The sequence below is a fragment of the Paenibacillus woosongensis genome (genome assembly GCF_009725165.1).
Classification (GTDB): Bacteria; Bacillota; Bacilli; order Paenibacillales; family Paenibacillaceae; genus Fontibacillus; species Fontibacillus woosongensis.
Window position 1 is genome coordinate 126,449 of sequence record NZ_WNZW01000002.1, and the last position, 24,741, is coordinate 151,189.

Sequence of the window (24,741 nt, forward strand, 5' to 3'; positions counted from 1 at the left end):
GCCTATTCGTAAATTTCATGCCAGTATTACCTTATTGGTAACAAGGGATTACTTAACATTAAAACATGATGGAGCTGAGAAAACAATATGAAACAACAGAAAATCTTGTTTATATCTAATGAAACTAATAACTTTTCTGCTTCCCGGCGTACTTTTCTGGCAAGAAGGAATCTTAAAATTTGTCGTGTGGCAACTATGTAACAATACCATTTCGGTAACAAATAAAAAGGGTCAGTGAGGTGAGTAGATGAAACGAGGACATTCACGGTTTAGCTGGAAAGACCTTTATTACGACCGCGAAATCGAACATAACTGCAGATGAGTAAAAAAACTTTTATGACATGGAGTATTTGCAGAGAAATGAACCAAGCAGCCCCGGTTGCATAAAAGCATTCATCAGCGGGAAAATTACAGACAACATGCTGACAAGGAGGTAATTATAGTGGCCAAGCCGGACGATCGTTCCGATAACGTGGAGAAATTACAGGATGCCATCCAGGATACCATTGAAAATTTCCGTGAAGGACAGGATTATTTAAGCGAGCATGCCGACGAAATCAGCGGCGAAGAGAAGGCACAGATCGAGGCTAAAAATGAACGTCGTTTGCACAGTATCGAAGGCTTCCGGGAAGAGGTTAAGGACGAAGCCGCCGATGCTCAGAAGTAATCCAAGCCTGCCTGTTAACTCTTAACTTCAGAGAGAACCAGGATCATCCTATCCTGTGTTCTCTCTTTCCTATTGGCTATTTCAACTATGTTCATCCGCAATAAAAAATGACACCGATCTCCCGATCGATGCCATCCTTCTACATCTTCGTTTAATTACGCTTCGTCCCAAACGGTAACTTCCTTCATTTTGTCGCCAGGACGGATTTCGTCCACAAGCTCCATACCGGAGGTCACTTTTCCGAACACCGTGTGTACGCCGTTTAAATGCGGCTGTGGCTCGTAAACGATAAAGAACTGGCTTCCGCCCGTATCTTTGCCCGCATGCGCCATAGACAGCACGCCACGCTCGTGCTTCGTCGTATTCGTAGCCGTCTCGCATTTGATGGTGTAGCCAGGTCCGCCTGTACCGTTTCCAGTTGGGCAGCCGCCTTGGGCCACGAAACCAGGGATAACACGGTGGAACGTCAGTCCGTTATAGAAGCCGGAGTTAGCCAGCTTCTCGAAGTTTGCTACAGTGCCCGGCGCTTCTTCCGGCAAAAATTGAATTTCTACCTCTCCGCCTTTTTCCAGTACGATCTTGCCTTTTTTCATATCGGATCACTTCCTTCTTTATTCTCAGTAAGACAAACCTCTTACAGTTTACTATGAAATCGGGCGATGAGCAAAAAAATCCGCCGCCAATTTTGGCGGCGGAACAATTAAGCCTTATTTAAACGAAGGCTGCTTGGAAATACGCTCGGGAATGAGATCGCATGAGATGATATCTTCAAGCGTCTCACGCTTAACGACAACGTCGCTAACCCCATCCTTGACGAAGACGACCGCCGGACGCCGGATACGGTTATAATTGCTGGCCATAGCGTAGTTATACGCTCCTGTGCAGGATACAGCAAGCAGATCTCCCTGGTTAGCCTTAGGCAGCTCCAGATCCCAAATGAGCATATCCCCGCTCTCACAGCATTTGCCGGCAATCGATACCGTCTCTTCATTGTCATCATTGCCCCGGTTCGCCAGCATGGCCTCGTACTTGGAGTCGTACAACGCTGGACGCGGGTTATCCGTCATCCCGCCGTCAACGGCAACATATTTGCGCACGCCGGGAATGTCCTTCGTCGAGCCGATCGTATACAGGGTTGTACCGGCATCGCCGATAATGCTGCGGCCCGGCTCTACCCAAATTTCTGGAATTTGCGCATAAACTAACGCGAAGTGCTTCTTCACCGCATCCGTGATCGCTTTGACATACTGAGATACATGCAGCGGCTGATCCTCCCCGGTGTAACGGATTCCAAATCCTCCACCCAGATTGATGACCTGGAACACGACGCCAAGCGTCTCCTTGACGTCCGCCGCAAATTGAGCAACGCGCTCTACGGCGAGCTCGAAGCCCTCCACTTCAAAAATCTGCGAACCGATATGAGAATGCAGGCCAAGCAAACGCAGATTCAGGCTGCCGGAGGCAAGCTCTACCGCCTCTTTCGCCGAGCCGTTCCCAATATCGAAGCCAAATTTCGAGTCGGTCTGGCCTGTTGAAATGAATTCATGCGTATGTGCTTCCACACCAGGAGTCACGCGCAGGAGCACGTTCACAGCGACGCCCTTCTCCGCAGCGATTGCTTGCAGCATATGCAGCTCCGTGAAATTGTCCACGACGAAGCAGCCAATGCCCGCGCTAATGGCCATTTCCAGCTCATCCAACGTTTTGTTGTTGCCATGGAAGTGAATCCGTTCCGCCGGGAACCCGGCTTGCAGTGCCGTATACAGCTCCCCTTCCGAAACGACGTCCAAGGACAGCCCCTCTTCCTCCACAACTCTGCACATCGCCATCACGCAGAAAGCCTTGCTTGCATAAGCTACCTGGAAAGACAGGCCGGATTGCTTGAAAGCATCCATATATTCGCGGCATCTTTGCCGTACAAGTGCTTCATCGACGATATATAGCGGAGTACCATACTGCTGCTTCAGTTCGACGGTATCGCAGCCGCCGATTTCGAGATGCCCTTTGGCATTAATTTTACTAGTACCGTGTAAATACATTTAGCACTCTCCACTTTCAACTTTTACACCAGTATAGCAAACATTAGGTGAACTGAAAAATGGATTTTTGTGAATATCATTTGTATTTTTTTACGGACAACCTGATCTGCTACTCATTACGTGGCATGCGAGTGCGGTCCCTTGTCTTGTTGAAAGATGGCCTTTGCTTGGAGGTCATGACCGGCAAGCGGAACAAAATGGCGGCCATTGCCTTTGCATTAAACGGAATAAACGGCCACAGGTAGGAGGAATTATAGGACCGGCGCAGCGTCAGCCAAACAATGTAGGCCGTCACGCCGACGACAAACCCCGGACCGCCGAAAATCGCAACAGCGATAAGTAAACCCAGACGAATCGCCCGGTTGGCAAGCCCCAGCTCATAGCTCGGCGTGGCAAACATTCCAATGGCCGCAACAGCCATATACAGCACGACCTCGTTGACGAACAAACCTGTTTTCACAGCAATATCTCCAATGAGTATCGCCGCGATCAGACCCATCGCCGAAGCAAGCGGAGTCGGCGTATGTACCGCAGCCATCCGAAGCAGATCTACGCCGAATTCAATCAGAAGAAACTGGGCGATCAGCGGGATTTTAGCCTGGGTCTGCGGGCCAATAAACGACAGCGCAGCTGGCTTAAGCTCGGGATGAATCACCATGAGGAGCCATAATGGAAGCAAAAACAACGAAGCAAAGATGCCGGCAAACCGCACCCAGCGTAAATAGGTGCCCATAAATGCCGTCTGCCTGTTCTCCTCCGCATGCTGGCATAAATCAAAGAAAGTCGTCGGGAAAATAATGACGCTGGGCGATGTATCGCTAAAGAGCACAACCCGCCCTTCTAGAATATGCGAAGCAACGACATCCGGCCGCTCCGAATACCGGACCAGCGGGTACGGATTCCAGCCCTTGCGCACAATCGCTTCTTCCAATTGTTTTTCCGCTAGCGGAATGCCGTCGATATCAATGGATGTGATCTTCTCGCGTACGGAATCGACCTGCGTTTTATCAACGATATCATCGATATAAGCGATGCATACATCGGTTTGCGTTCTGCGCCCCACCTTATGCAATTCAAAGGTGAGGCCAGGGTCGCGAAGCCGCCGGCGGACAAGCGTAATGTTCGTGAGCAGTGTTTCGGTAAATCCGTCCCTCGCCCCTCTCACAACGCGTTCGAGCGATGGCTCTTCCGGATTCCTTACCGGGTACGACCGGGTATCCATCACTAACGCTTCCTGCTCCCCATTAATGAACAAGGCGCTCATTCCGCTGAGCACCATCGTAATGACATCGCTCAGCTTATTGATTTTTTTTACCTGGATATGCGGGATATAAAGGTTAAAGAAAGCATGCAGCGCCCCGGAAGATACATTATCGGGCGATAAATATGTCAAGCGTTTCAGAATTTCCTGTAAAATATCCTCCTTCGCAAAGCCGCTGATGAAGAACAACCCTGTTCGCGTTTCCCCGAAGGTCATTTCACGGAAATCAATATCAAAGCTCTTGCCGAGGCCGACGACCTCCTCCAGCGTTTTTTTCGTCGTATCTAGATCCTCGCTAATCCTGCCGCTCTTCTGCCAATAAACAACCGATTCCTCGATCGTATCGGAACGCTCATTCTCCACCTTCTGATTCCGCAGCTCTTCGTTTACGTCCCCCTGCCCCTTCTCCCTGTCAACACCGTCCTTCTCCTCGGCGGAGTGTTCCTCCGGATATGGAATAAAATCCGGCTGCTCCTGTGAATATTCGTTATGCTCCCGATCCGTCATATCCTTTACCTCCTTCCATTTGACTCGCATCAATTCAACCTTGTTGTTCTATGGCGTATAAACAAAAAATTCAAATAAAGAACCGGCTACTTTGCCGAATACCATTGCCAGCAGCAGCCCCAGCAAATAATGCTGCATCCGGAGCCTCTTGGCGAGGATCGGCAGGACATTAAGCACCTCGGTCAAGGCTGCTGCGAGCAAGCCGACGAAAATGCCATTCAACAAGCCGACAAAGCCGCTGATCAGCCAAGGTCCATGCATATGCCACTGGTAGAAATCGGCTACGGTTCCGATGAAAGCTCCGCTGACCATTGCTCCTTCATACCAATGTACTTTGTCATACGTCCGGGTCACTTGGGCAAGTCTCGGAATGACGTCTAGGACGATAAAAAGAGCAATGACACCTCCTCCTACCGCAATGCCTCCGGCCAACCCAAGAAAAACAAGCACTGCCGCTGACCAGGGTGAAATCAAGGGTCCTTCTCCCCCCGTCCTGCCGCTTTATGCATCTTCTTGTATTCCTCGGTAATGACGAATTGATCGAGGTTTTCTTGATATAGATACATTTCCACTTCGAGGGGAGTAGGCTCTTCATTCCACTTTTTCTTGAACAAATGATTGAAGAACACCACCATCCCGAAGCCGATGCCAAGAGAATAGGCTCCCTGGAATAAGTGCGGATGTTCATCCCGCTCGCCCGTAATCATTTCCACGATCCGTACTTGTACCGCCTGCATGCTGACATCCGCGTGGAAGTTCATAATCGTCAGCGCCGAACCGAAGAATAGAAGCAGCCAAACGGCAAGAAACAGAACCAGAAGAGGCCTTCTTTCCTTGCCGACCATCTCCACCAATACCTGAGGCTCGCCCATATACTCTATTTGTATATCCGGAATACGCTCTTGGAGGCGCGATATAATCTGCAGCATGTCGATCAGAACGAGATTACCGTCCTGCTCCCGCGGCTGCTTAAGGACAATGTCCAGGAGTCTCGGCTCAATGTTTGGGTCAGCTAGAACACGCGCAACGTCCCGAAGCCGCACATCCTGGCCGAGCGGAAGCTTGACATGCTTACGCAGCTGCAAATATATCGTAGCTGTTCCCTGTTTCATCCTAACACCTCTTTCCAGGACGAATTGTCCATAGTATGCCAAGCGGGAGGCTGATTTACTCGCAACCCAGCGAAACACCTGGCTCCGCTTTGAATATAAAAAACGGCTTCCGGTATTTAACCGAAAGCCGTTTTAGTGCAACTGCTGTACTTGCTACCTAACCCTGCTGTGTCATTGGGCAATTTGGTCGCGAATGTTCTGCAGGATTTTTTTCTCCAGCCTTGATACCTGCACCTGGGAAATCCCTAGCCGGGTTGCTACCTCAGACTGGGTCTGATCGCGGTAATAACGCAAATATACAATCAGCCGCTCCCGGTCGGACAAGCCATGTATCGCCTCGTGAAGCGCCAGCTTGTCGAACCATCGCTCCTGGGACTCATCAGCGATCTGATCCATCAGTGTGATCGGATCGCCATCGTTCTCAAACACCGTCTCATGAATCGAGGTCGGCGGTTTGTTGGCCTCCTGGGCAAATACGACATCCTCCGGCGTCAAGCCGAGCTCGTCCGCTACTTCCTTAACCGTAGGCAGGCGATTCAGTACCTTGGATAACTCATCCTTCTTCTTGCGAACCTTGTTCGCCATCTCCTTCAGCGAGCGGCTGACCTTAAGCGTCCCGTCATCGCGCAGAAACCGCTGGATTTCTCCGATAATCATCGGAACGGCGTACGTGGAAAATTTGACGTCATAACTGAGGTCGAACTTATCCACTGATTTCAGCAAGCCGATACAGCCGATTTGGAACAGGTCCTCGGGCTCATACCCCCGATTCATAAACCGCTGCACTACCGACCAGACGAGCCGTATGTTGCAGTTCACCAGCCGATCCCGTGCACTATGGTCCCCGGATTGGCTCAGAGCAATCAACCGCTTCACTTCGGCATCATCCAAAAACTCTCTTGAGGTTTGCTTCACATCCGCATCCATAGATCCAACCCCTAATTATATAAAGCTTTCTTGGATACAATCCTCTTCTTCATCCGAATGGACGTGCCTCCGCCCATTTCGCTGGCAACATCAAACTCATCCATGAAATTCTCCATGATCGTAAAGCCCATTCCCGAACGCTCCAGCTCCGGCTTAGACGTATAAAGAGGCTGCTTTGCAAGCTCAACGTCTTCGATTCCCCGTCCTTTGTCTTCTATCACTAAAGTAACGGTATCCCCTTCAATCTGAGCTGAAATCGTTACGATTCCTTCGGGATCGTTGTCATATCCGTGAATAATGCAGTTCGTTACGGCTTCTGACACGACAGTCTTCAGATCCGTAATTTCATCCATGGTGGGATCGAGCTGCGATACAAATGCGGCGACCGTCACTCTGGCAAAGGATTCATTCTCCGATCTCGCGGCAAATTGCAGCGACATAAAATTGCTGGCGGACTGGTTCATAACGCGACCTCCAATTCAGAGAGCGCATCGCTCTCATTCTCGAAAATGCTCATGATCTTGAAGAGACCCGACATTTCGAACAGCCGGTATACCGAGCGGTTTACGTCACACAGCACCATTTTCCCGCCCTTATGCTTGATCAGCTTGTATCTTCCGAGAATGACGCCTAGACCCGAGCTGTCCATAAACTCCAAGGACTTCAAGCTAAGCACAAGATGGCGGCAATCCCCCCGCGCAATCTCCTCATCCATTCGCATACGGACGTCGTCGGCCGTATGGTGATCCAGCTCTCCGCTTAAACGCACGATCAGCGTCTCGCGGTGCCTTACCATTTCCACATGTAAATTCACGTCTGTTCACTCTCCTCCCTGACATGAACACAACAATTCGCTAAGCCCCAGCAGAATTCCTTCCCACTGACAAAACTAGAAGAAAAAACCTATGAATCTACAAAAAAGAGATGCGAGGCAGAGCGCTTGAACATCGTCCACCAACCTGCCTTATCAATATCTGTTGGTGATTTCAATGGGAACTCGGTGATAACCTTATGCTCCTGATAGACGATCAGCTTCCCGATATTTTGGCCTTTCTTGATCGGGGCAGCAAGCTTCTCAGGTACCTCAAGCTTATGAGTAATGCTGCCAGGCGCAGCCCCCTTGTTGACCAGCACATTCAATTGGCGGGCTGCGGACAGCTCCAGCATCGAAGATTGCCCCTTTTGAATCTTCACTTTCCCGATCACTTCGCCGGCCTTGTAAATCGGCATCAGAGCATATTGGGAGAAGGCGTAATCGAACATGGCGGACACCTCACTGTTCCGCGTTTTCGTGTTTGGTTCTCCCAAGACAACGGCAATCAGCCGCAAGCCATCTCTTTGCGCCGTGGCCGCCAAACAGAATTTGGCCTCCGACGTATAACCGGTCTTCAATCCGTCGGCGCCGGTGTAGAACCGGACGAGCTTGTTCGTATTGACAAGCCAGAACGGCTTCTGCGTATTCTGCCGCAGGTAATCCTGATACGCCCCCGTATATTTCGTAACCTCCGGATGCTTCAGCAGCTCCCGACTCATGATGGCAATGTCATAAGCTGAGCTGTAATGTCCCTCCACGGGGAGACCGTTACAGTTCTTAAATTGCGTATCCTTCATACCAAGCTCGGCAGCCCGCTGATTCATTAGCCTGACAAAGCCTTTTTCCGATCCGGCGATTTTCTCGGCGATCGCCACGGAAGCGTCATTGCCCGAGGCCATCGCAATGCCTTTGAGCAATTCTTCTACGGTCATTTGTTCCCCTGCCTCCAGGAATATTTGCGAACCGCCCATCGAAGCCGCGTATTCGCTTGTTGTCACTTTATCCGAAAGCTTCAAGGTGCCTTTCTCAATCGCCTCCATCGTCAGCAGCATGGTCATGATTTTCGTGATGCTGGCTGGCGGCAGCTTGTCATGGCTTTTCTTCTCGTAAATGATCGTCCCCGTATCTGCATCCATTAACACGGCGGAATTGGCATTTTCCGCCAATAGAACATCCCCATCTTCATGCGCCCCGCCGTGATTGGCGGACATGGCCGCCGGCCAGGCCGGAAAAATCAGCAGAACTGCGATGCTCCAAATTATCAGCCGCTTGCTCAAGAATAGTCCCCCTTCAACATATTTTACAAAATATTGGATTCTGCTAACCTAGTATCGGCGAAAGGAAGCCAATATATTCCTGCTGGAGCAAAAAAAACAGCGCCCCCTCCGATCTTGGCAAGATCGTTGAGAACGCCCGATGAATTCATTATAGTTTGCTACGAGTTCAATGTTACAACTTGGGGATAATTCCGAGCACAAGATTAAGAAACTTCTCACGAACCCGGTCCGTCGTCTCGATCACTTCCTCATGGGAAAGCGGCTGATCCAGAATGCCAGCAGCCATGTTGCTGATACAGGATATGCCCAACACCTCGATGCCAGCATGTCTGGCTACGATAACTTCCGATACTGTGGACATGCCCACGGCATCTGCTCCCAGAGTACGGAACATTCTAATCTCTGCAGGCGTTTCGTATGATGGCCCTAGCAGGCCTACATAGACGCCCTCCTGCAGCGGTACTTCCTTCTCTTTGGCTACCTGCTTAGCAATCTCGCGAAGCTTGCGGTTGTAGGCCTGCGACATATCGGGAAAACGAGGGCCCTGTTCAGAATCATTCGGACCTGCGAGCGGGTTTCTCCCCGTCATGTTGATGTGATCCGAGATCAGCATCAGATCGCCAGGCTTGTACGATGTGTTAATTCCGCCTGCTGCGTTTGTAACAAGCAGTTTTGCCACCCCAAGCGCCTTCATCACCCGAACCGGAAATGCCGTCAGTTCCGGACCGTAGCCTTCATACATGTGAAAGCGGCCCTTCATCAGCACGACAGGGGTTCCTTGCACCGTACCAATCAACAGCTCGCCAGCATGCCCTTCTACCGTCGACTGGGGAAAATAAGGAATATCCTTATATGCAATGCTCACGGCCTCCTCGATATGGTCAGCCAGCACACCAAGGCCCGAGCCAAGGATCAAGCCGATCTTCGGCGTCACACTCGATTTGGAACGAATATAATCCGCCGCTTCCTGAATCATTCCTTGCGTTAATATCGTTGTCATTGTCATTAATCTCCTTTGTATAAAATATCTTATGATTACGTTTATTCAGCTGATGAATCAAAGGCCTGCGCCTTGCCCCGGGGATGAAATGCCTCATAGACGGACTTCAAGTTGGGCTTGCGTTTGCTTAAATACATCTGCACGGTAACCATATCGGCATGTCCTAGCATTTCCTGCACCGACTTTACGTCAGCGCCGCCTTCCAGCAAATGCACAGCGAAGGAATGGCGGAGTGTATGCGGCGTAATGTCCGCTTCGATCCCAGCCTCCCTGCCGTACTTCTTGACGATTTTCCAAAAACCCTGGCGAGAGAGCCGATCTCCCCTTGCATTAGGGAACAGTACTTCGGTGTCAGACAGGCTTAACATTTTCGGGCGGCTCTCCCTCAAATATTTCTCCAGCCACTTAGCCGTAACGGTCCCCATGGGGATAATCCGCTCCTTCCCGCCAGAGCACCGCACAAATTTCATAGCAGTATCGACGTCCGTGACATCCAGCGCAATAAGCTCGGATACGCGGATACCTGTCGCATAGATCAGCTCCAGCATCGCTTTGTCACGCAGCCCGGAGGTTTTGGACACATCAGGCATGTCCAGCAGCAAATCAACCTCGGCCACCGTGAGCGTCTGCGGCGGGGACTTGTCGATTCTTGGCGCTTCAATCCATTCGCCCGGCTCCTGATCCAAAAGCCGCTCCCGCTGCAAATATGTAAAAAAAGCGCGCAACGACACTGCAGATCTAGCCACAGTTGCCGGGGCTTTTCCAGAATGGCCGAGCAGCGTATAATAAAGCTTCACCCCTGCCCTCGTCAGTTGGGCGGGCTCATTCACCCCGCGCTCTAGTGAATAACTGATAAATTGCTCTACGTCCCGCTTGTAGCATTCCAGCGTTGCCGCGCTTAACCTCTTATGATCAGTCAAGTAACCCATAAACGGGGCAATATACTGTTCCAAGCTTCGCGCCCCCAGTTCTTCATTTTATTCTCCGTACCAATAAAACAGCTTTAATCGGTCCGCCATAAATTCAATTCCATAATTGCCGGCCTGCTCCGTTTGAAAAGCTTTAACGGCTGAGCCATCCGGAATTCGGTATTTATCTTCTGGAAACAGATAGCCGCCAAATGTACCCAGCACCTTGTACAGCAAATACGCCAGCGCAATGAACAATACCGCAAACTTGACACTCTGCAGCCATTTTCGAACTGAAATTACCATAAGCCTCTCCCTCTCCTATTTCTTTACCCGAACTCATGCCTTCCAACCAGCAAAACCTGGTCGGACAGGCGCCTGACAATAGTATATAGAAGACAGAGGGGATTTATGTGGCTGCGTTTAAAAAAAGCCCCTCACAGCGCGGCGGCCGTGCGGAGCTTTAAGAAGCAGACTTAAGATTTCTTATTGCCGGACTCAGGATTGTTGTCGTTCTTATCTTTGCAGCGGTAACAAATCCCGTGGAAATCAAGACGGTGATCGAGCACAGTGAAGTTAAACTCTTTCTCCAGTCTTTCTTCCAGTGGCCCAAGCCAATCCTCACGGATCTCATCCATGGCACCACATTGTACGCAGATGAGGTGATGGTGATGATGTTTGCTCGTATCGGTTCTCAAATCGTAGCGGGCAACGCCATCGCCGAAGTTGATCTTCTCTACGACATGCAATTCGCTTAGCAACTCCAAAGTACGGTAAACGGTCGCAAGACCGATTTCAGGAGCTATGTCTTTAACGAGCATGAAAACATCTTCCGCACTAAGATGATCGTCTTCGTTCTCGAGCAATATCCGTACCGTAGCTTCCCGTTGGGGCGTCAATTTGTAACCCTGGGATTGTAACTGCTGCTTGATTTTGTCGATCTTTGCTTCCATGTTCTCCCTCCCCCAGGAATCGCCGCTCATTGATCTAATATCTACAATCGCTTCTTTCATTATAGGGGGTGTCATTCAACAAAGTCAAACATTTTACTAGAGTGCCAGGCTGGATTCAAGCATCGGTGTAACCCAACTCATCATCACAGGGGTCACCCACGTTTCGAAAGACGAGGCAGCCAGCATCATTAGACCCAAAGCCATGGTCACCCCTGTATAGTTCACAAAAGGCCCAGCAACACTGCCGCTGCGGTTCATAAGCACCCTGCTGCGGATAATATTCAGCGAAAAACCGATAGCAGCGACGCTGCTGATTAACAGCACTGGTATAATGATTAAATTATGCGGAGCAACGGACACCAGGGCGAACAACAGCCCTTTCCAGGTAAATTGGCCGACTAGGCAGCCAACGGTAAAACCGATTAGAACCCCCTTCAGGAAGTCCAAAATAAGAATGCCCGGCAGCCCGATGACGGATAAGCCGAGCAGCCAGATCAAACCAAGCCATTTCAAATGCAGGACGGCGACCTCCCAAAATGCCATCGGGTGAAAGTCGGCTCCACCTTCGTTAATGGAAATGAAGAAATTGCCCAAATACCGGGACAAGTCCTGCTGCTGCTCTAACGTCAGGGCATTGACCATTAAGGCGCCGAACACAACCCCCATGAGAAAGAGAACCGAAACAAACACATAAATAGGGGTTTGATCCTTAAGCGCATAACGAAAAGGCCGAATCATGCAGGCATGCTCCTTTCGAAGTTCACATTGTTTACACGGGATACCCTTTACAAGTAAAAATATGAACAAGCCTGCCTGCTTATGCCCTATTCGTCAAAACCTTTCGCCGTATCGACTTTGCCGTACGTCCCGCCGCCGCCCGAAGTTAGGGCGAGCCGTCCATCACGTGCTGCGGCGATACTCCCGGCCAGATCCCCGCCGACCACCCCCGCTAGCTCTTGCTCGGAAACCCGGTGCAAAATATTCATCTCCGTTCCAAAGGCCCGGAGCAGCGCTTCAAACTTCGCAGGTCCAAGACCCGGAATGAACTCAAGCGGCACCTGGTAATGATACGGAGGCCGATGCGCAGGTACAATAGGTGTGGATCGGTCGGCAATCGAGCGGATTCGATCCTGCACGCCCCGAACGAGCTTGGCCGAGCCGCAATAAGGACAGCGTTCAACAGCGGCCTCCGCCTCATCGATAATATAGCTGCAGCCGCCGCAAAACGTCCGGTGATACTTGCCGAGCCGCGGATTCAAGCCGTAATTGGCGGCAATCCTTCTGCCTTCCTTCATGCCAAGCGCCTTCTGGAATTCGCAGTAATTCGGCCGGGCCATCCGCAGTTCATTATATTCCCTCCCGATCTTCCCTAAGGAATGGGCGTCCGAATTCGTCAGAATCGGGTAAGGGTCAAGCTCGCTAAGCAAACCAGCCATCTCGGAATCCGCACTCAAGCCAAGCTCGACAGCGCTGACCCGCTCGAGGTCCAGCACCTCCGCCATTCGCGGTGCACAACTTCCGTAAATGCTGCGGTGGGGCGTGAAAATATGTGCCGGAATAACCATGCCTCCCCGGTCATAGACCTCTTTCTGCAGCTCGCGAGCGGGAACGTAGACACGCTGCGAGCTCAAATGTACGTTCTTCATGTGCTTATCCAGCCATTTTGTAAAGGACTTCATTTGCTCCAGACTGGGGTAAAAAACAAGCAAATGGGCCGGTCCCATCCCCGGCTCGCGAATTTCCAGCTCGCAGCCGAGCAGGATCGTTGTTCCGCCGTAGGCAATTCCGCCCTCCTGCAGTTCCTTCATCTCCCCGGCCTGCAAATAATCATCGATATCCCTCTGCACGCCGGGAGAATGGCAGTCGATGATTCCGATGAGAGAGATCCCTTTGCGCTCCTCTGCTTCCTTGGCGATATTGCCAAACGTCAGATTCCGGCTGCCGCTGATTTTAACCGGATTTCCCGCGTTTGTCCTCCCAATATGCACGTGAAGATCGGCATAATACGTCCCTAAAAAACTGCTCATATCATTTAAATTTTCTGTGCTGGTTGCCATGCCTACGCACCCTTATTGGCATGATCGCCGGCCATTTTTTGCTGCCATATATATGCAGCCAAAATCGTCTTCGCATCGGAAATCCGGCCTTCCGCAATGTATTGCTGTGTTTCCGCGAAGGTAGCTTCAATGATTTCCAGAAATTCATCCTCGTCCGGCGAGGCAATGCCCGCCTTCAGATCCTCCGCCAAATACAGATGGATAAGCTCATCGGCGAATCCAGGCGACGTGTAGAAGGAATGCAGCAGAGAAAGTCTGCTGCAGCGATAGCCCGTCTCTTCCTCCAGCTCGCGTCTTGCCGCCTCCATCGGATCTTCGCCATGCTCCAGCTTGCCGGCGGGAATCTCCAGCTCGCAGCGCCCCAGCGCTTGGCGATACTGATCGACGAGCAGCAGCCGTCCTTCGTGGACAGCGAGAACCGCTACAGCGCCGGGATGTTTGACGATCTCGCGTTTCCCTTCCGTCCCGTCAGGCAGCTGTACGGTATCTACCTGCAGCGAGATCACTTTCCCTGTAAAAATATGCTCCGTAGATACGGTGGTTTCTTTTAATTTATCGTTTGATGATGTCATGGAAATCCTCCCTAATGATTAACAATCATAACTTGTCCAAGATGAACATATGGTGTTATTATACCAAACCCCAACAAGGAGGGCACCGCTGATGAAGAGCTATATCTCGGACAATTCTCTTCGCGCGCAGGGCAAAGCCTGGCAAATCCGTATCCTGCTTAACCAATGGCAAAAACATTCCGGTCCAGCATGCAAAGTAAAGGATCTTATCGCTTCGCGGCAGCAATTGAACCCGAAGGTGAGCGGCCGTGAATAGAAATGAGTTATGCGAATCTGCTGCGGAGACGACCATTTCTGCGGATCTGCCTGCCGCCGAACGGCTGATGCAAATCGGGCTGAACCTGCGGCTTACTCAGGGCAGCAGCGACGACGAAATTGCCTTATCACTGTGGGATGTGATTGAGCAGGACAAGCTGCCTGGCGGCCGCAAGCTTCTTGTTCTTGTGCTGCATCAGCTGGGGGCATACGATAGCGCTTCTGCTTGGCTTACTCCTGACATGTTTGCAGATCAACAACTACAGCTTGTCCATGCGGAAATTTTGCTCCGATCCGGAGAAGCAGAACAAGCTCTTTCCTTTATTGAGGACTGCTTAACTCCAGCAACGCGGGAGGACGCGGATTTTTGGGATCAAATGAGCCGCTTGTCCGATCTTTCCCGCCTCATGGCGCAGCGGGATTATGACTGGAATAAGGCTGATTTGTATCGTTTAGCCGGTCTAATTAACCTTGCGATAAAGCTTGGCCATACAGAAACCGCCTTGCAGCTCGCCGGCTCGGAAGTCGATTTGCAATATCTCCTCATTAGCGCGCTTTATCAAGAAGGCTACATAGAGGCGGCCAAGCGCCTTTTGTGCAGGCTGCCCGATCCGCTGTTGCTGGGCTCGCTGCAGCTGTACCGGGAAATTGCCTTTATATCTGCTGAAATGCTGCATGATGAAGGCTGCTACGAGAAGGCTTGCCGCATTTTCGAAACGCTGATCAGGCAAGCCCCGGAAATGGCGCGTGCGCGGTTTGGCGCTGCTTCCTGCTATTTGCATCAAACTATGGACAACTTAGTCAAACGCATTGAGCTGTACCATCCCTCCGAAGAAGAACAGCGTAAAATCGAAAAATATCTGGACACGCTTCAGCAGACCTTGCTCACGCTAGAGAAGTCGAACTGGCACACAACCTGGACTCCCGTACAGCAAAAAAATATTGGAGGGCGTGACAAACGGCCGCTGAATTAGAGTGCAAAAAGGCGCCCTCGCGACAACTTCGCTTAAAGTTATCAGGACACCTTGTATGCGGAAAACATTTGCTTATTGGCTTATGAATTTACCGTTTGCGCAACGATCTCCAGCGCGTATTCGGCGATTTTCACAATGTCATCGGCCTTAATTCGCTCATTTGTTGTATGAATCTCCTCGTATCCTACTGCAAGATTAACCGTAGGCACGCCGAATCCGTTCATGATATTAGCGTCGCTGCCCCCGCCGGAGGTAAAGGTTCTACCGGAAAGCCCCAGCTTGCCTGCAGCCCGTTTGGCCAACTGGACAACGGCATCCTGTGCTCCAAGATGGAACCCGGGATAAATAATATCGCTTCTAAACTCCCCTCTGGCTCCGAAATCACTGCAGGCCGTATCGACGGCTTCCTTCATCAGCGCCAGCTGCTTATCCACCTTTTCCCGCGACAGGCTGCGTGCTTCGGCATACAGCTTCGCGTAATCAGTAACGACATTCGTTGGTCCGCCGCCTTCGAATTTGCCGATGTTGGCCGTCGTTTCTTCGTCAATGCGCCCCAGCTTCATGCGGGCAATCGCCTTGCCGGCGACCTGGATCGCACTGATTCCATCCTCCGGATTAACGCCGGCATGCGCGGATTTGCCGAATATTTCAATCTCGATGCGCGCCTGGGTTGGCGCCCCCACACAGATTGAACCTACTTCTCCGTTCGAATCGATTGCAAAGCCGAAGCGGGAGTCCAGCAAGCTGCGATCCATAGCTCTGGCGCCAAGCAATCCAGACTCTTCTCCAGCGGTAATGACAAACTGGATCTTTCCGTGCGGCAGCTGCCGCTCCTGCAGCACTTGAATGATCTCAAGCAGCGCGGCCAGTCCTGCTTTGTCATCGGCGCCAAGAATCGTTGTTCCGTCACTGCGAATCCAGCCGTCCTCGCCGATCACAGGTTTGATGCCTTTGCCCGGCGCAACGGTATCCATATGGCAGGTGAACAGGAATGGCTGCGCTTGAACATCTTGTCTTGCCTGCAATGTTGCCACGATGTTGCCGGCACCGTGTCCGGTCCGTTTCATAGAATCGTCTTCCACGACATGCAGTCCTAGCTCAGCAAATTTCGTTTTCAAATAATCGGCAATTTTCCGTTCGTCCTTCGTCTCGCTGTCGATTTGCACTAATTCCACAAATTGTGCGATGATTCTGTCCTTGTTGATCACTGGACTTTCCTCGCTTTCTCTTTTGCGCTAATATTAATGAATAGAGGTCAAGTACATGTAAAGGAGCTTTGCAATTTATGATGCAAAAAAAATGGTTCAAAGTCGTCGTTTATCTTATGCTATTCGCCATGATCGGTTCTACGCTGCTTGCGCTGCTCGAACCGCTGCTGTTCCGCTAGAGCTTATGACTCCCAGTGCTCCTTGTACTCGGAGATTTGAAACACTTCATTGAAATAAGGCAATATTTCACGGGCCACCTGCTCTACGGAGAAGGCCAGCCCGGTCATGTCCTCCAACGAGGTCACGCCATATTCCTGAATGCCGCAAGGGATGATGCCGCGAAAGCCATCCTCCTGAATCCCGGATTTGACGTTGAAGGCAAAGCCGTGGCTTGTGATAAATCCTTTTCTCCGGCGGCATTTATTGAATTTCACGCCAATGGCGGCAATTTTAACATCACCTACCCATACCCCGGTATAGCCCTGCTTTCGCGAGCCAGAAATGCCATACCGCGCTAAGTAGTTTATGATGACCTGCTCGATATCCCGAAGATATCCGTGCAGATCGATCCCCTGATTTCCATCCAGCCAAAGCAGCGGGTAGCCGACGAGCTGACCCGGTCCATGGTATGTAATATCTCCTCCCCGATCGATTTCAAACAGGGAAATTCCTCGTTCCTTCAGCTGCTCGGGGCTGAGCAGCAAATGCTCCGGATGGCGCGAAGAGCCGATCGTATACGTTGGCGGATGCTGAAGAAGCAGCAGGTGTCCCTGCTGCTGTCCTTCGTCGATGGCCTTCACGATCTCTTTTTGCCTATTCCAGGCCTCTCCGTATTCCATCATCGGGAAATATCTGACTTCCAAGGAATTCGTCATACGGTTCATCGCCTTTCTCGGATTCATGAAGACTCGCATTATAAATTTAGTATACCTGCGTATCTAGGGAATAACTCTCCATATTGTCTTTGACCCGCTGCATAAAACGTCCGCAGATCACCCCATCCAGTATACGATGATCTAGGGACAGACACAAATTCGCCATGGAGCGTACGGCAATCATATCATTAATAACGACGGGCTTCTTCACGATCGATTCGAACGTCAGAATCGCCGCTTGCGGATAGTTGATGATCGGCTGGGTCAAAATAGAACCAAACGATCCGGTATTATTAACGGTAAACGTTCCGCCCTGCATATCATCCAGCTTGAGCTTGCCCGCTCTTACCTTCGTCGCCAATTCTTCGATTTCTCTGGCCAAGCCGGCGATGTTCTTCTGGTCCGCCTTCTTAATAACAGGTGTCATTACAGAATCCTCTGTGCCGACGGCGAGCGAAATGTTGATATCGCGCTTGACGATAATTTTATCGACCGCCCATACAGAGTTCATAATCGGATAATCCTTGATGGCACTGACAACCGCTTTGAGCAGGAATGCGAGATAAGTCAGGTTAACGCCTTCTCTTTTCCTGAATTCGTCCTTCAGCTTATTGCGAAGCTGAACTAAGTTGGTTACATCAACCTCAATCATCATCCAGCCGTGAGGAATTTCCGACACACTTTGCCGCATACGCGTAGCAATTGTATTCCGGATCGGCGTCACATCGATGAAATACTCCGACCGGTCGCCGCCCTCCACCTCAATCGTCGGAATTTTCGGCGTCTCTGAAAGATGAAGGCCAGAATTGCGCACCTGCTCCGCTGCCGCATTATTAAACTCAGCCGGCGGGGCTGGCGTGGAGACTGGCGCTGCCGGAGACCGGGCTGGCTGCGCAGGCCGGGGCGCTTGGTAATTACTCTGATCCACGGGAGCTGCTGCGCCTCCTTTGTTATTCTCCAGGTAATTCAATACGTCCTTACGGGTAATGCGGCCGCCTAGGCCCGTTCCAGAAATAGCCCGCAGGTCTAGCCCGTGCTCTTGTGCCAGCGTCTGAACGGCCGGGGAATAACGGCTCCGCTGCGGCCCATCGCCGTACGCAGCGGTAGCTGCATCCGCCTGTCCGGCAGAAGCTGCCGGGGAATCAACGCCAGTTGCGGCACTAGCCTCCATACCGCCAGCCGTTTCAATCCGGCAAATGACAGCCCCTACTTCGATTTCCTGCCCTTCTTCCGCTAGCAGCTCGCCCATGACCCCGTCTAAGGTGGACGGAATTTCAGCATTCACCTTATCGGTAATAACCTCGCAAATCGGCTCATACTGCTCGACGGGATCTCCCGGCTTCTTCAGCCATTTGCCGATCGTTGCCGATACGAGCGATTCCGCAAGCTGTGGCATTACGACATCCTGCAATGTTCTATTTGATGACATATCGTCCCTCACTCCCATTAATACAGAGCCAATTGAAGCATGGCTTCCTTGACCTTATCTTTGCTGAGCATAAAGAACTTCTCCATCGGCGGGCTGATCGGCATGGCCGGTACATCAGGCCCGCACAGCCGCGCGATCGGCGCATCCAGCTCGAACAAGCATTCCTCTGCGATGATCGCCGATACTTCTGCTCCGACTCCGCCGGTTTTATTGTCTTCATGCACGATTAACACTTTCCCGGTCTTGCGTGCCGCTTCGATAATCGCTTCGCGGTCAAGCGGCTGCAGCGTCCGCAAATCCAAGATGTGGGCGCTAATTCCTTGCTCTGCCGCGAGTTCTTCTGCGGCCTGCATGGCGAAATGCAGCGGCAAGCTGTACCCGATTACCGTAATGTCGGTGCCTTCCCGAAGTACGTTCGCCTTGCCGAGCGGGACGATATAATCATCCTCTGGTACGTCTTCCTTGATCAACTTGTAGCATTTCTTGTTCTCGAAGAACAAGACGGGATCAGGATCGCGAACCGCAGCCTTTAGCAGCCCCTTGGCATCGTATGCCGAATAAGGAGCGACGATTTTCAGTCCTGGTGTTCCGAAGAAGATCGATTCCGTGCACTGGGAATGATACAGTCCCCCGAAGATCCCGCCGCCGATCGGCGCGCGGATGACGACGGGGCAGCTCCAGTCGTTGTTGGAGCGGTAGCGGATTTTAGCCGCTTCGCTGATGATTTGATTCGTCGCTGGCAGCATGAAGTCGGAATATTGCATTTCAGCGATTGGCTTCATTCCATACATCGCGGCACCAATGGCCACCCCGGCAATCGCAGATTCGGACAACGGCGTATCAAGCACACGCATCTCGCCAAATTGCTCCTGAAGCCCTTTCGTCGTCGTGAATACCCCGCCTTTCACGCCAACGTCTTCCCCTAATACGAATACGTTGTCGTCAAGCTCCATCTCTTCCTTCATGGCAAGACGAATAGCGTCGATATATTCCATTACCGGCATGATTATTCCTCCCCTTCGCTATCCGCGTACACATGCAGCAGCGTATCCTCCGGCTTCGGAAACGGCGCGTTCTCCGCCCGTTCGATCGCTGCCTTCAATTGTGCCTGAATGTCCTTCACGAGGGCTTCATCCTGCTCTTCCGACCAAAGCCCGTTCTCGATAAGATAGCTTTTCATTTTCGGTATGCCGTCCTTCTTCCAATTCTCCTCAACCTCTTCCTTCGTACGGTACACGAGGTCGTTATCCGAGGTGGAATGCGGAGACAGACGGTACATCATCGCTTCGATCAGCGTCGGCCCTTCGCCGCGAAGCGCACGCTCGCGCGCTTCCTTCACGACACGGTACACCTCAAGGGCATCATTGCCGTCAACGCGAATGCCCGGGAAGCCGTAACCTTGCGCCCGATCGCTGACTTTACCCCCGAGCTGCTTCTTCACCGGAACGGAGATGGCGTACTGATTGTTCTCGCACATGAAAATGACCGGCAGCTTCTGCACACCGGCAAAGTTCAGTCCCTCGTGGAAATCTCCCTGATTGCTAGAGCCTTCCCCGAAGGTAACGAAGGATACGAACTCCTTCTTCTGCATTTTAGCAGCAAGCGCAATGCCTACGGCATGCGGAACCTGGGTCGTCACCGGGCTGGAGCCTGTGACGATCCGAAGTCTTTTGCAGCCGAAATGTCCAGGCATTTGGCGGCCCCCGCTGTTCGGGTCATCCGCTTTGGCAAAGGCGGACAGCATTAATTCTTCCAGTGTCATGCCTACCGACAGGACGAAGCCATAGTCGCGATAATAAGGCAGGAAATAATCCTGCTCGCGATTTAAGGCAAAAGCCGCTGCTACCTGCGCGGTCTCCTGTCCGATACCGGAGACGTGGAAATTGATCTTGCCCGCCCGCTGCAGCAGCAAATTACGCTCATCAAACTTGCGCGCGAGCAGCATATATTTGTACATGTCCACTACTTCGGCATCCGTCAATCCGAGTTGCTCATGCTTGGGCTGTGTCTTTGTTGATACTTTTGCGTTCATGGGAGTTACCTCCTTCGATTAGAACCCTGCTAGTCGTCTGTACCGTACATGTTTGCTCTTATCTTAAAACCTGGTACTAAGACTTGGGTTAACCTTATTATAATCCCTTTTTCCGCAAAAAGAAAATGTTCTTTGCAGGGTTTTGTTGATTATGTGATACTTATGCCTAATTTGTTAAATTCCAACCGCATTGCCGTCCACGGCCAATGCTGCTTCGCCAAGAATTTCGGCCAGCGAAGGGTGCGCAAAAACGGTCTGGCCGATCTCCCATGGCGTAGCATCCAGCACCTGGGCAAGTGCGGCTTGACTAATCAGTTCGGTAACATGGGCGCCAATCATTTGCACGCCAACGATGTCGTTGCTTTTACGGTCAGCGATCACCTTCACGAAGCCTTCCTTCTCCCCGTGTACAAGGGCTTTGCCAATGGCGGAAAACGGTACTCTGCCAATCTTGATGTCAATGCCCTGCTCCTTCGCTTCCTTCTCATTCAAACCGACGGAAGCTACCTCCGGACGAGTGTATACGCAGCGGGGCACATGTCGGACATTGTACCCATGGGACGGCTCTCCCGCAAGATGATGCACCGCCATCAGCCCCTCATGACTTGCCGCATGGGCGAGCTGCAGACCGCCGATGCAATCGCCGATCGCGTAAATATGCGGCTCAGTCGTTTGCATCGACTCGTTTACCCGGATATAGCCTTGATGCAGGGCGATATCGGTATTTTCAAGGCCAATGTTCTCGACATTCGCCTGCCGTCCGATCGAAACAAGCAGCTTGTCTGCCTGCAGGCGGACTGCATTGCTATCTTGTACAGCAGTAATTGCGATACCGTCATTGTCTTTCTCTACGGTTTCCGCTTGTACCTTGCAGCCAGTAAGAATTTCGATTCCCCGGCGCTCCAACTGCTTCTGCAGCTCGCGTGCAACCTCTTCATCCTCGTTAGGAAGAATCTGTGCAGCTGCCTCTACAACTGTGACCTTGACCCCAAAATCATGGAGCAACGAAGCCCATTCCACGCCGATTACACCGCCCCCCACGATAATTATTGAAGTCGGCAGCTCCTCGAGCAGCAAGGCCTCATCACTGCTAAGCACGTGCTTACCATCAGGCTCCAACCCTGCGAGAACACGCGGCCTCGAACCTGTCGCAAGGATCAGGTGAGTCGGCACGATCGTCTCCATATCTCCGTCATGCAGCTCGACTGCAACGGCTCCGCTCTTCGGCGAGAAGATCGATGGTCCGATCACTCTCCCTTTTCCATGAATGACCTGGATTTTATGTTTACGCATCAAATATTGAACGCCTTTATGAAGCTGATCTACGATGCCCTGCTTTCTTTGCTGCACCTTCGGAAAAACAAGGGATAACCCGCTCGTCTCAATGCCATAGCTAAGGCTGTCCTTCATTTGCGCGTACAGCTCGGCACTGCGCAGCAGCGCCTTGCTCGGAATGCAGCCCCGGTGTAAGCACGTTCCTCCCAGCTTATCCTGTTCGATGATCACCACTTGCTTGCCGAGCTGGGCAGCGCGGATTGCCGCAACATAACCGCCAGTCCCGCCGCCTAACACTGCTACATCACATGTAATCGTCATTTCCGATCTCCACCTATCCCCAAAAATGTCCAGACAAACTTCTCGTTTCTTATTGTACCTCGTTTTTTCCACATTACAAACTAAGAACGAAATAGACAGCCGTTCAAGAAGAAGGTATGATAAACGTAACATCATCTTGAACGAATAGGATATATTTGCTGACGAAAGGAATTGCTGCAACTCATGAAATTGATGATATCCCGTTTTATTGCCATCATTATTCTTGTTATCCCCGGTATCGCCGCGATGATCGGCTTCCTAAAAATGAAGGACGCCTTATTCCTATACATGTCCAGACACGGCGACGACTCGCTGACCCAAGTGCATTTTGACTGGTTCGATTTCGGACTTGGCGTCGTTTTGTTTGCAGCCGGAATCGGATTTCTGGGCGGCTGGATTTATTTTCGTGACCGCAAGCGCAATTATCTCGGACCGCGTTTCAAGAAAAAAACAGAAAATCCTTCATAAAAAGGATATTCTACTAACGAAACAAACCCTCTTGAGCGAGCATTACGCCTGTCAAGAGGGTTTGTCATATTTGTTATTCATACAGGGCATCCTTCAGCTTGCTGGACATTCGCTGACCGCCTGAGGATTTCCTTAACAGTACCCGCCGCAATCTTGTATTTTCTGCCGATAATTGCCCGGCCGTTTCCAGCAGCTCAGCGATCAGCGATCTTTGCTGCTCCGACAAGGACGGGTCATTCAGCAGCGTCTTATATTTTGCTTCGTCTAGCGATATTTTGTTCATTTTTCTTAGTCCTCCGACTATATTGTATCACAAACTCCTTACAGCCCGTGTTTATTCGAACGCTATACTTTTACCAACAACTGCTTCTTGATCTGGTTTTACTCAAATCATACAATTAGAATGAAGACGCTGTTCTTCATAACCTTTTTTACTTCTCTTCTCCAGGTACCCTAGTGTATCTGGAGTTTTTTGATTTGCCTCACCTATGGATAATTGACATCTCCAATATCATTACCCCCACTTCTGTTACTAAATATGTCTAAACTGTAATTTCAAAAAATTTCATGAAGAAAGGGGCGCAGCATGAGCGCCCCTTTATTACCTGATTTCGTTTGTATTGTTCTAAACGTTAATGGTATCTCGATAGTTTATCGGAGCCTCCGAGCAATGTCCGATAAACTATCGGAGGAATTTTTAGTCAACGTCAGTATCCCGCGTTACCGATTGCTTTCAGCTTACCTTGTGTTCGATCCGCAGCTTATCGGCCACCATCGCGATGAATTCGCTATTCGTCGGTTTCGATTTGCTGATGTTAATCGTGTAGCCAAATAGATGACTTATGCTGTCAATATTGCCGCGCGTCCAAGCTACTTCAATCGCATGGCGAATTGCCCGCTCAACGCGTGATGGCGTCGTCTTGAACTTCTCGGCGATGGCTGGGTACAGCGTTTTGGTAATCGCGCCTAGAATCTCAATATTGTTGTATACCATGGTGATGGCTTCCCGTAAATATTGGTATCCCTTGATATGAGCAGGAACACCGATTTCATGGATGATGGAAGTAATGTTTGCATCTAGATTTTTGCCTTTTCCAAGCGGTACTACGTTGGACTTCATGAAGGATGAGGATGGAGAACTGCTTGAGGATAAGGTTTGTACTCCAACAAGCTGCCGAATTCGATTGGCCAATACTTCCATATCGAACGGCTTCAAGATGTAATAAGACGCTCCCAGCTGAACCGCACGCTGTGTGATATTCTCTTGTCCGAAGGCAGTCAGCATAATGATCTTTGGCTGTGGAGATACATTTATATCGCGTAAACGTTCCAGCACACCCAATCCATCCAAGTGCGGCATAATGATATCCAGGATCAGCACGTCCGGAACTTTAGAAGCATGTTCAATCATCTCCAAAACTTCCTCGCCATTGTATGCAATACCTGAAACAACCATGTCATCCTGTTCAGAAATGTACTCTGCAAGCAAATTCGTGAATTCCCGATTATCATCCGCCAACAACACTTCAATTTTTTGCACTGACGACTTCCTCCTTGTGTATATGAGTTTCCTTAATCCTTCTTCCAGGATAAGGATTCGACACTCAAAAGTAAATTCCTTCTGTCGAAAATTATTTTTATTTATTTTTTTAATAATTTGATATATAATCGTTTGATGCTTACAAATAATGATCTCATTCGTTACCATTCGACAAGTATTTACGGCGGAAATGTCGGATTTAAGCGCCTGAAATAGCAGCTAACTTTATCAGTCGCATATTTCCCCATCTTCATTAGCATATAATTTTAT

29 protein-coding genes are annotated in these 24,741 nt (G+C 50.7%); 5 read left to right on the forward strand and 24 right to left on the reverse strand.

From position 1 onward, the window contains the following. Positions 1-442: 442 nt before the first annotated feature. Positions 443-667 (forward strand): small acid-soluble spore protein Tlp, encoded by a 225-nt coding sequence (gene tlp, locus GNP95_RS07050; RefSeq protein ID WP_330163298.1) that lies wholly within the window; start codon positions 443-445, stop codon positions 665-667. A 155-nt stretch (positions 668-822) separates the two neighbouring features. Here the strand turns inward: tlp and GNP95_RS07055 are convergent, their stop codons facing one another. The 16 genes from GNP95_RS07055 to GNP95_RS07130 all read right to left on the reverse strand — a co-directional run bounded on the left by GNP95_RS07055 (position 823) and on the right by GNP95_RS07130 (position 14,094). After that, a complete protein-coding gene (locus GNP95_RS07055) occupies positions 823-1,260 on the reverse strand; it encodes a peptidylprolyl isomerase (RefSeq protein ID WP_155610169.1) in 438 nt (145 codons plus the stop codon). 114 nt (positions 1,261-1,374) lie between these two features. After that, on the reverse strand, positions 1,375-2,706 hold the full coding sequence (lysA, locus tag GNP95_RS07060) for a diaminopimelate decarboxylase (protein WP_155610170.1): 1,332 nt from the start codon (positions 2,704-2,706) through the stop codon (positions 1,375-1,377). Between the two features lie 109 nt (positions 2,707-2,815). Beyond that, the gene (locus GNP95_RS07065; protein WP_155610171.1) at positions 2,816-4,474 is read right to left on the reverse strand and encodes a spore germination protein; all 1,659 of its coding nucleotides are present in this window, start codon (positions 4,472-4,474) and stop codon (positions 2,816-2,818) included. Positions 4,475-4,522: 48 nt separating this feature from the next. Continuing rightward, positions 4,523-4,948, reverse strand: coding sequence for a stage V sporulation protein AB (locus GNP95_RS07070; protein ID WP_155610172.1), 426 nt, complete (start codon positions 4,946-4,948; stop codon positions 4,523-4,525). After that, complete coding sequence (locus tag GNP95_RS07075; RefSeq protein ID WP_155610173.1) at positions 4,945-5,586, reverse strand: stage V sporulation protein AA; 642 nt, start codon at positions 5,584-5,586, stop codon at positions 4,945-4,947. The genes GNP95_RS07070 and GNP95_RS07075 overlap by 4 nt, the downstream gene beginning before the upstream one ends. A gap of 171 nt (positions 5,587-5,757) precedes the next feature. Further along, positions 5,758-6,513 carry an RNA polymerase sporulation sigma factor SigF gene (gene sigF, locus GNP95_RS07080; RefSeq protein ID WP_155610174.1) on the reverse strand — a complete coding sequence of 252 codons (756 nt, stop codon included), beginning with the start codon at positions 6,511-6,513 and terminating at the stop codon, positions 5,758-5,760. Positions 6,514-6,524: 11 nt separating this feature from the next. Then, a complete protein-coding gene (spoIIAB, locus tag GNP95_RS07085) occupies positions 6,525-6,977 on the reverse strand; it encodes an anti-sigma F factor (protein ID WP_155610175.1) in 453 nt (150 codons plus the stop codon). After that, the gene (gene spoIIAA / locus GNP95_RS07090; RefSeq protein WP_213590552.1) at positions 6,974-7,327 is read right to left on the reverse strand and encodes an anti-sigma F factor antagonist; all 354 of its coding nucleotides are present in this window, start codon (positions 7,325-7,327) and stop codon (positions 6,974-6,976) included. Before spoIIAA ends, spoIIAB begins: the two co-directional genes overlap by 4 nt. An 89-nt stretch (positions 7,328-7,416) precedes the next feature. After that, positions 7,417-8,604, reverse strand: a complete 1,188-nt coding sequence (locus GNP95_RS07095; protein WP_230873723.1) for a D-alanyl-D-alanine carboxypeptidase family protein — start codon at positions 8,602-8,604, stop codon at positions 7,417-7,419. A gap of 172 nt (positions 8,605-8,776) precedes the next feature. Then, positions 8,777-9,604 (reverse strand): purine-nucleoside phosphorylase, encoded by an 828-nt coding sequence (locus GNP95_RS07100; RefSeq protein ID WP_155610176.1) that lies wholly within the window; start codon positions 9,602-9,604, stop codon positions 8,777-8,779. A gap of 41 nt (positions 9,605-9,645) precedes the next feature. After that, positions 9,646-10,557 (reverse strand): site-specific tyrosine recombinase, encoded by a 912-nt coding sequence (locus GNP95_RS07105; RefSeq protein ID WP_155610177.1) that lies wholly within the window; start codon positions 10,555-10,557, stop codon positions 9,646-9,648. Between the two features lie 24 nt (positions 10,558-10,581). Continuing rightward, positions 10,582-10,818, reverse strand: coding sequence for a DUF4227 family protein (locus GNP95_RS07110; RefSeq protein ID WP_155610178.1), 237 nt, complete (start codon positions 10,816-10,818; stop codon positions 10,582-10,584). Positions 10,819-10,988: 170 nt separating this feature from the next. Continuing rightward, on the reverse strand, positions 10,989-11,465 hold the full coding sequence (fur, locus tag GNP95_RS07115) for a ferric iron uptake transcriptional regulator (RefSeq protein ID WP_055107708.1): 477 nt from the start codon (positions 11,463-11,465) through the stop codon (positions 10,989-10,991). 96 nt (positions 11,466-11,561) lie between these two features. Continuing rightward, positions 11,562-12,203, reverse strand: a complete 642-nt coding sequence (gene spoIIM / locus GNP95_RS07120) for a stage II sporulation protein M (protein WP_155610179.1) — start codon at positions 12,201-12,203, stop codon at positions 11,562-11,564. A gap of 86 nt (positions 12,204-12,289) precedes the next feature. Further along, a complete protein-coding gene (locus tag GNP95_RS07125; protein WP_155610180.1) occupies positions 12,290-13,492 on the reverse strand; it encodes an endonuclease Q family protein in 1,203 nt (400 codons plus the stop codon). Positions 13,493-13,524: 32 nt separating this feature from the next. Then, entirely contained in the window at positions 13,525-14,094 is a 570-nt protein-coding gene (locus GNP95_RS07130) for an NUDIX domain-containing protein (RefSeq protein ID WP_155610181.1), read from the reverse strand. 91 nt (positions 14,095-14,185) lie between these two features. On the opposite strand from GNP95_RS07130, the gene mciZ reads away from it, so the two are divergent. Together mciZ and GNP95_RS07140 are read left to right on the forward strand one after the other, a co-directional pair. After that, positions 14,186-14,350: a Z-ring formation inhibitor MciZ gene (mciZ, locus tag GNP95_RS07135; protein WP_155610182.1), complete on the forward strand. Its 165-nt coding sequence runs from the start codon at positions 14,186-14,188 to the stop codon at positions 14,348-14,350. Continuing rightward, complete coding sequence (locus GNP95_RS07140) at positions 14,343-15,323, forward strand: restriction endonuclease subunit S domain-containing protein (RefSeq protein WP_155610183.1); 981 nt, start codon at positions 14,343-14,345, stop codon at positions 15,321-15,323. The genes mciZ and GNP95_RS07140 overlap by 8 nt, the downstream gene beginning before the upstream one ends. Positions 15,324-15,403: 80 nt before the next feature. On the opposite strand, the gene GNP95_RS07145 is transcribed toward GNP95_RS07140, so the two are convergent. Then, the gene (locus tag GNP95_RS07145; protein ID WP_330163299.1) at positions 15,404-16,531 is read right to left on the reverse strand and encodes a M20/M25/M40 family metallo-hydrolase; all 1,128 of its coding nucleotides are present in this window, start codon (positions 16,529-16,531) and stop codon (positions 15,404-15,406) included. A 77-nt stretch (positions 16,532-16,608) separates the two neighbouring features. On the opposite strand from GNP95_RS07145, the gene prli42 reads away from it, so the two are divergent. Then, positions 16,609-16,710, forward strand: coding sequence for a stressosome-associated protein Prli42 (gene prli42 / locus GNP95_RS07150; protein WP_083484945.1), 102 nt, complete (start codon positions 16,609-16,611; stop codon positions 16,708-16,710). A 3-nt stretch (positions 16,711-16,713) separates the two neighbouring features. Here prli42 and lipB read toward each other — a convergent pair whose 3' ends face one another. The 5 genes from lipB to lpdA form a co-directional block, all read right to left on the reverse strand. After that, positions 16,714-17,415, reverse strand: coding sequence for a lipoyl(octanoyl) transferase LipB (lipB, locus tag GNP95_RS07155; protein WP_155610814.1), 702 nt, complete (start codon positions 17,413-17,415; stop codon positions 16,714-16,716). A 37-nt stretch (positions 17,416-17,452) separates the two neighbouring features. Next, the gene (locus GNP95_RS07160) at positions 17,453-18,835 is read right to left on the reverse strand and encodes a dihydrolipoamide acetyltransferase family protein (protein WP_155610184.1); all 1,383 of its coding nucleotides are present in this window, start codon (positions 18,833-18,835) and stop codon (positions 17,453-17,455) included. Between the two features lie 17 nt (positions 18,836-18,852). Continuing rightward, entirely contained in the window at positions 18,853-19,839 is a 987-nt protein-coding gene (locus GNP95_RS07165) for an alpha-ketoacid dehydrogenase subunit beta (RefSeq protein ID WP_155610185.1), read from the reverse strand. A gap of 2 nt (positions 19,840-19,841) precedes the next feature. Further along, on the reverse strand, positions 19,842-20,867 hold the full coding sequence (locus tag GNP95_RS07170) for a thiamine pyrophosphate-dependent dehydrogenase E1 component subunit alpha (protein ID WP_155610186.1): 1,026 nt from the start codon (positions 20,865-20,867) through the stop codon (positions 19,842-19,844). A gap of 174 nt (positions 20,868-21,041) precedes the next feature. Further along, the gene (gene lpdA / locus GNP95_RS07175; RefSeq protein WP_155610187.1) at positions 21,042-22,463 is read right to left on the reverse strand and encodes a dihydrolipoyl dehydrogenase; all 1,422 of its coding nucleotides are present in this window, start codon (positions 22,461-22,463) and stop codon (positions 21,042-21,044) included. Between the two features lie 183 nt (positions 22,464-22,646). On the opposite strand from lpdA, the gene GNP95_RS07180 reads away from it, so the two are divergent. After that, on the forward strand, positions 22,647-22,931 hold the full coding sequence (locus GNP95_RS07180; protein WP_155610188.1) for a DUF2627 domain-containing protein: 285 nt from the start codon (positions 22,647-22,649) through the stop codon (positions 22,929-22,931). Positions 22,932-23,004: 73 nt separating this feature from the next. On the opposite strand, the gene GNP95_RS07185 is transcribed toward GNP95_RS07180, so the two are convergent. Together GNP95_RS07185 and spo0A are read right to left on the reverse strand one after the other, a co-directional pair. Further along, positions 23,005-23,214, reverse strand: coding sequence for a hypothetical protein (locus GNP95_RS07185; protein ID WP_155610189.1), 210 nt, complete (start codon positions 23,212-23,214; stop codon positions 23,005-23,007). A gap of 450 nt (positions 23,215-23,664) precedes the next feature. Continuing rightward, positions 23,665-24,471: a sporulation transcription factor Spo0A gene (gene spo0A / locus GNP95_RS07190; protein ID WP_330163300.1), complete on the reverse strand. Its 807-nt coding sequence runs from the start codon at positions 24,469-24,471 to the stop codon at positions 23,665-23,667. Positions 24,472-24,741 lie beyond the last annotated feature (270 nt).

Coding starts and splice junctions, on each gene's coding strand:
- GNP95_RS07165 (WP_155610185.1), bottom strand. CDS start 19,839: ATGCCGGTAATGGAATATATCGACGCTATTCGTCTTGCCATGAAGGAA.
- spoIIM (WP_155610179.1), bottom strand. CDS start 12,203: ATGATTCGGCCTTTTCGTTATGCGCTTAAGGATCAAACCCCTATTTAT.
- lpdA (WP_155610187.1), bottom strand. CDS start 22,463: ATGACGATTACATGTGATGTAGCAGTGTTAGGCGGCGGGACTGGCGGT.
- GNP95_RS07065 (WP_155610171.1), bottom strand. CDS start 4,474: ATGACGGATCGGGAGCATAACGAATATTCACAGGAGCAGCCGGATTTT.
- GNP95_RS07185 (WP_155610189.1), bottom strand. CDS start 23,214: ATGAACAAAATATCGCTAGACGAAGCAAAATATAAGACGCTGCTGAAT.
- GNP95_RS07110 (WP_155610178.1), bottom strand. CDS start 10,818: ATGGTAATTTCAGTTCGAAAATGGCTGCAGAGTGTCAAGTTTGCGGTA.
- spoIIAB (WP_155610175.1), bottom strand. CDS start 6,977: ATGAACCAGTCCGCCAGCAATTTTATGTCGCTGCAATTTGCCGCGAGA.
- GNP95_RS07130 (WP_155610181.1), bottom strand. CDS start 14,094: ATGACATCATCAAACGATAAATTAAAAGAAACCACCGTATCTACGGAG.
- GNP95_RS07075 (WP_155610173.1), bottom strand. CDS start 5,586: ATGAAACAGGGAACAGCTACGATATATTTGCAGCTGCGTAAGCATGTC.
- GNP95_RS07170 (WP_155610186.1), bottom strand. CDS start 20,867: ATGAACGCAAAAGTATCAACAAAGACACAGCCCAAGCATGAGCAACTC.
- GNP95_RS07160 (WP_155610184.1), bottom strand. CDS start 18,835: ATGTCATCAAATAGAACATTGCAGGATGTCGTAATGCCACAGCTTGCG.
- GNP95_RS07055 (WP_155610169.1), bottom strand. CDS start 1,260: ATGAAAAAAGGCAAGATCGTACTGGAAAAAGGCGGAGAGGTAGAAATT.
- lysA (WP_155610170.1), bottom strand. CDS start 2,706: ATGTATTTACACGGTACTAGTAAAATTAATGCCAAAGGGCATCTCGAA.
- fur (WP_055107708.1), bottom strand. CDS start 11,465: ATGGAAGCAAAGATCGACAAAATCAAGCAGCAGTTACAATCCCAGGGT.
- GNP95_RS07100 (WP_155610176.1), bottom strand. CDS start 9,604: ATGACAACGATATTAACGCAAGGAATGATTCAGGAAGCGGCGGATTAT.
- lipB (WP_155610814.1), bottom strand. CDS start 17,415: ATGAACCGTATGACGAATTCCTTGGAAGTCAGATATTTCCCGATGATG.
- GNP95_RS07180 (WP_155610188.1), top strand. CDS start 22,647: ATGAAATTGATGATATCCCGTTTTATTGCCATCATTATTCTTGTTATC.
- mciZ (WP_155610182.1), top strand. CDS start 14,186: ATGAAGAGCTATATCTCGGACAATTCTCTTCGCGCGCAGGGCAAAGCC.
- prli42 (WP_083484945.1), top strand. CDS start 16,609: ATGATGCAAAAAAAATGGTTCAAAGTCGTCGTTTATCTTATGCTATTC.
- GNP95_RS07125 (WP_155610180.1), bottom strand. CDS start 13,492: ATGAGCAGTTTTTTAGGGACGTATTATGCCGATCTTCACGTGCATATT.
- sigF (WP_155610174.1), bottom strand. CDS start 6,513: ATGGATGCGGATGTGAAGCAAACCTCAAGAGAGTTTTTGGATGATGCC.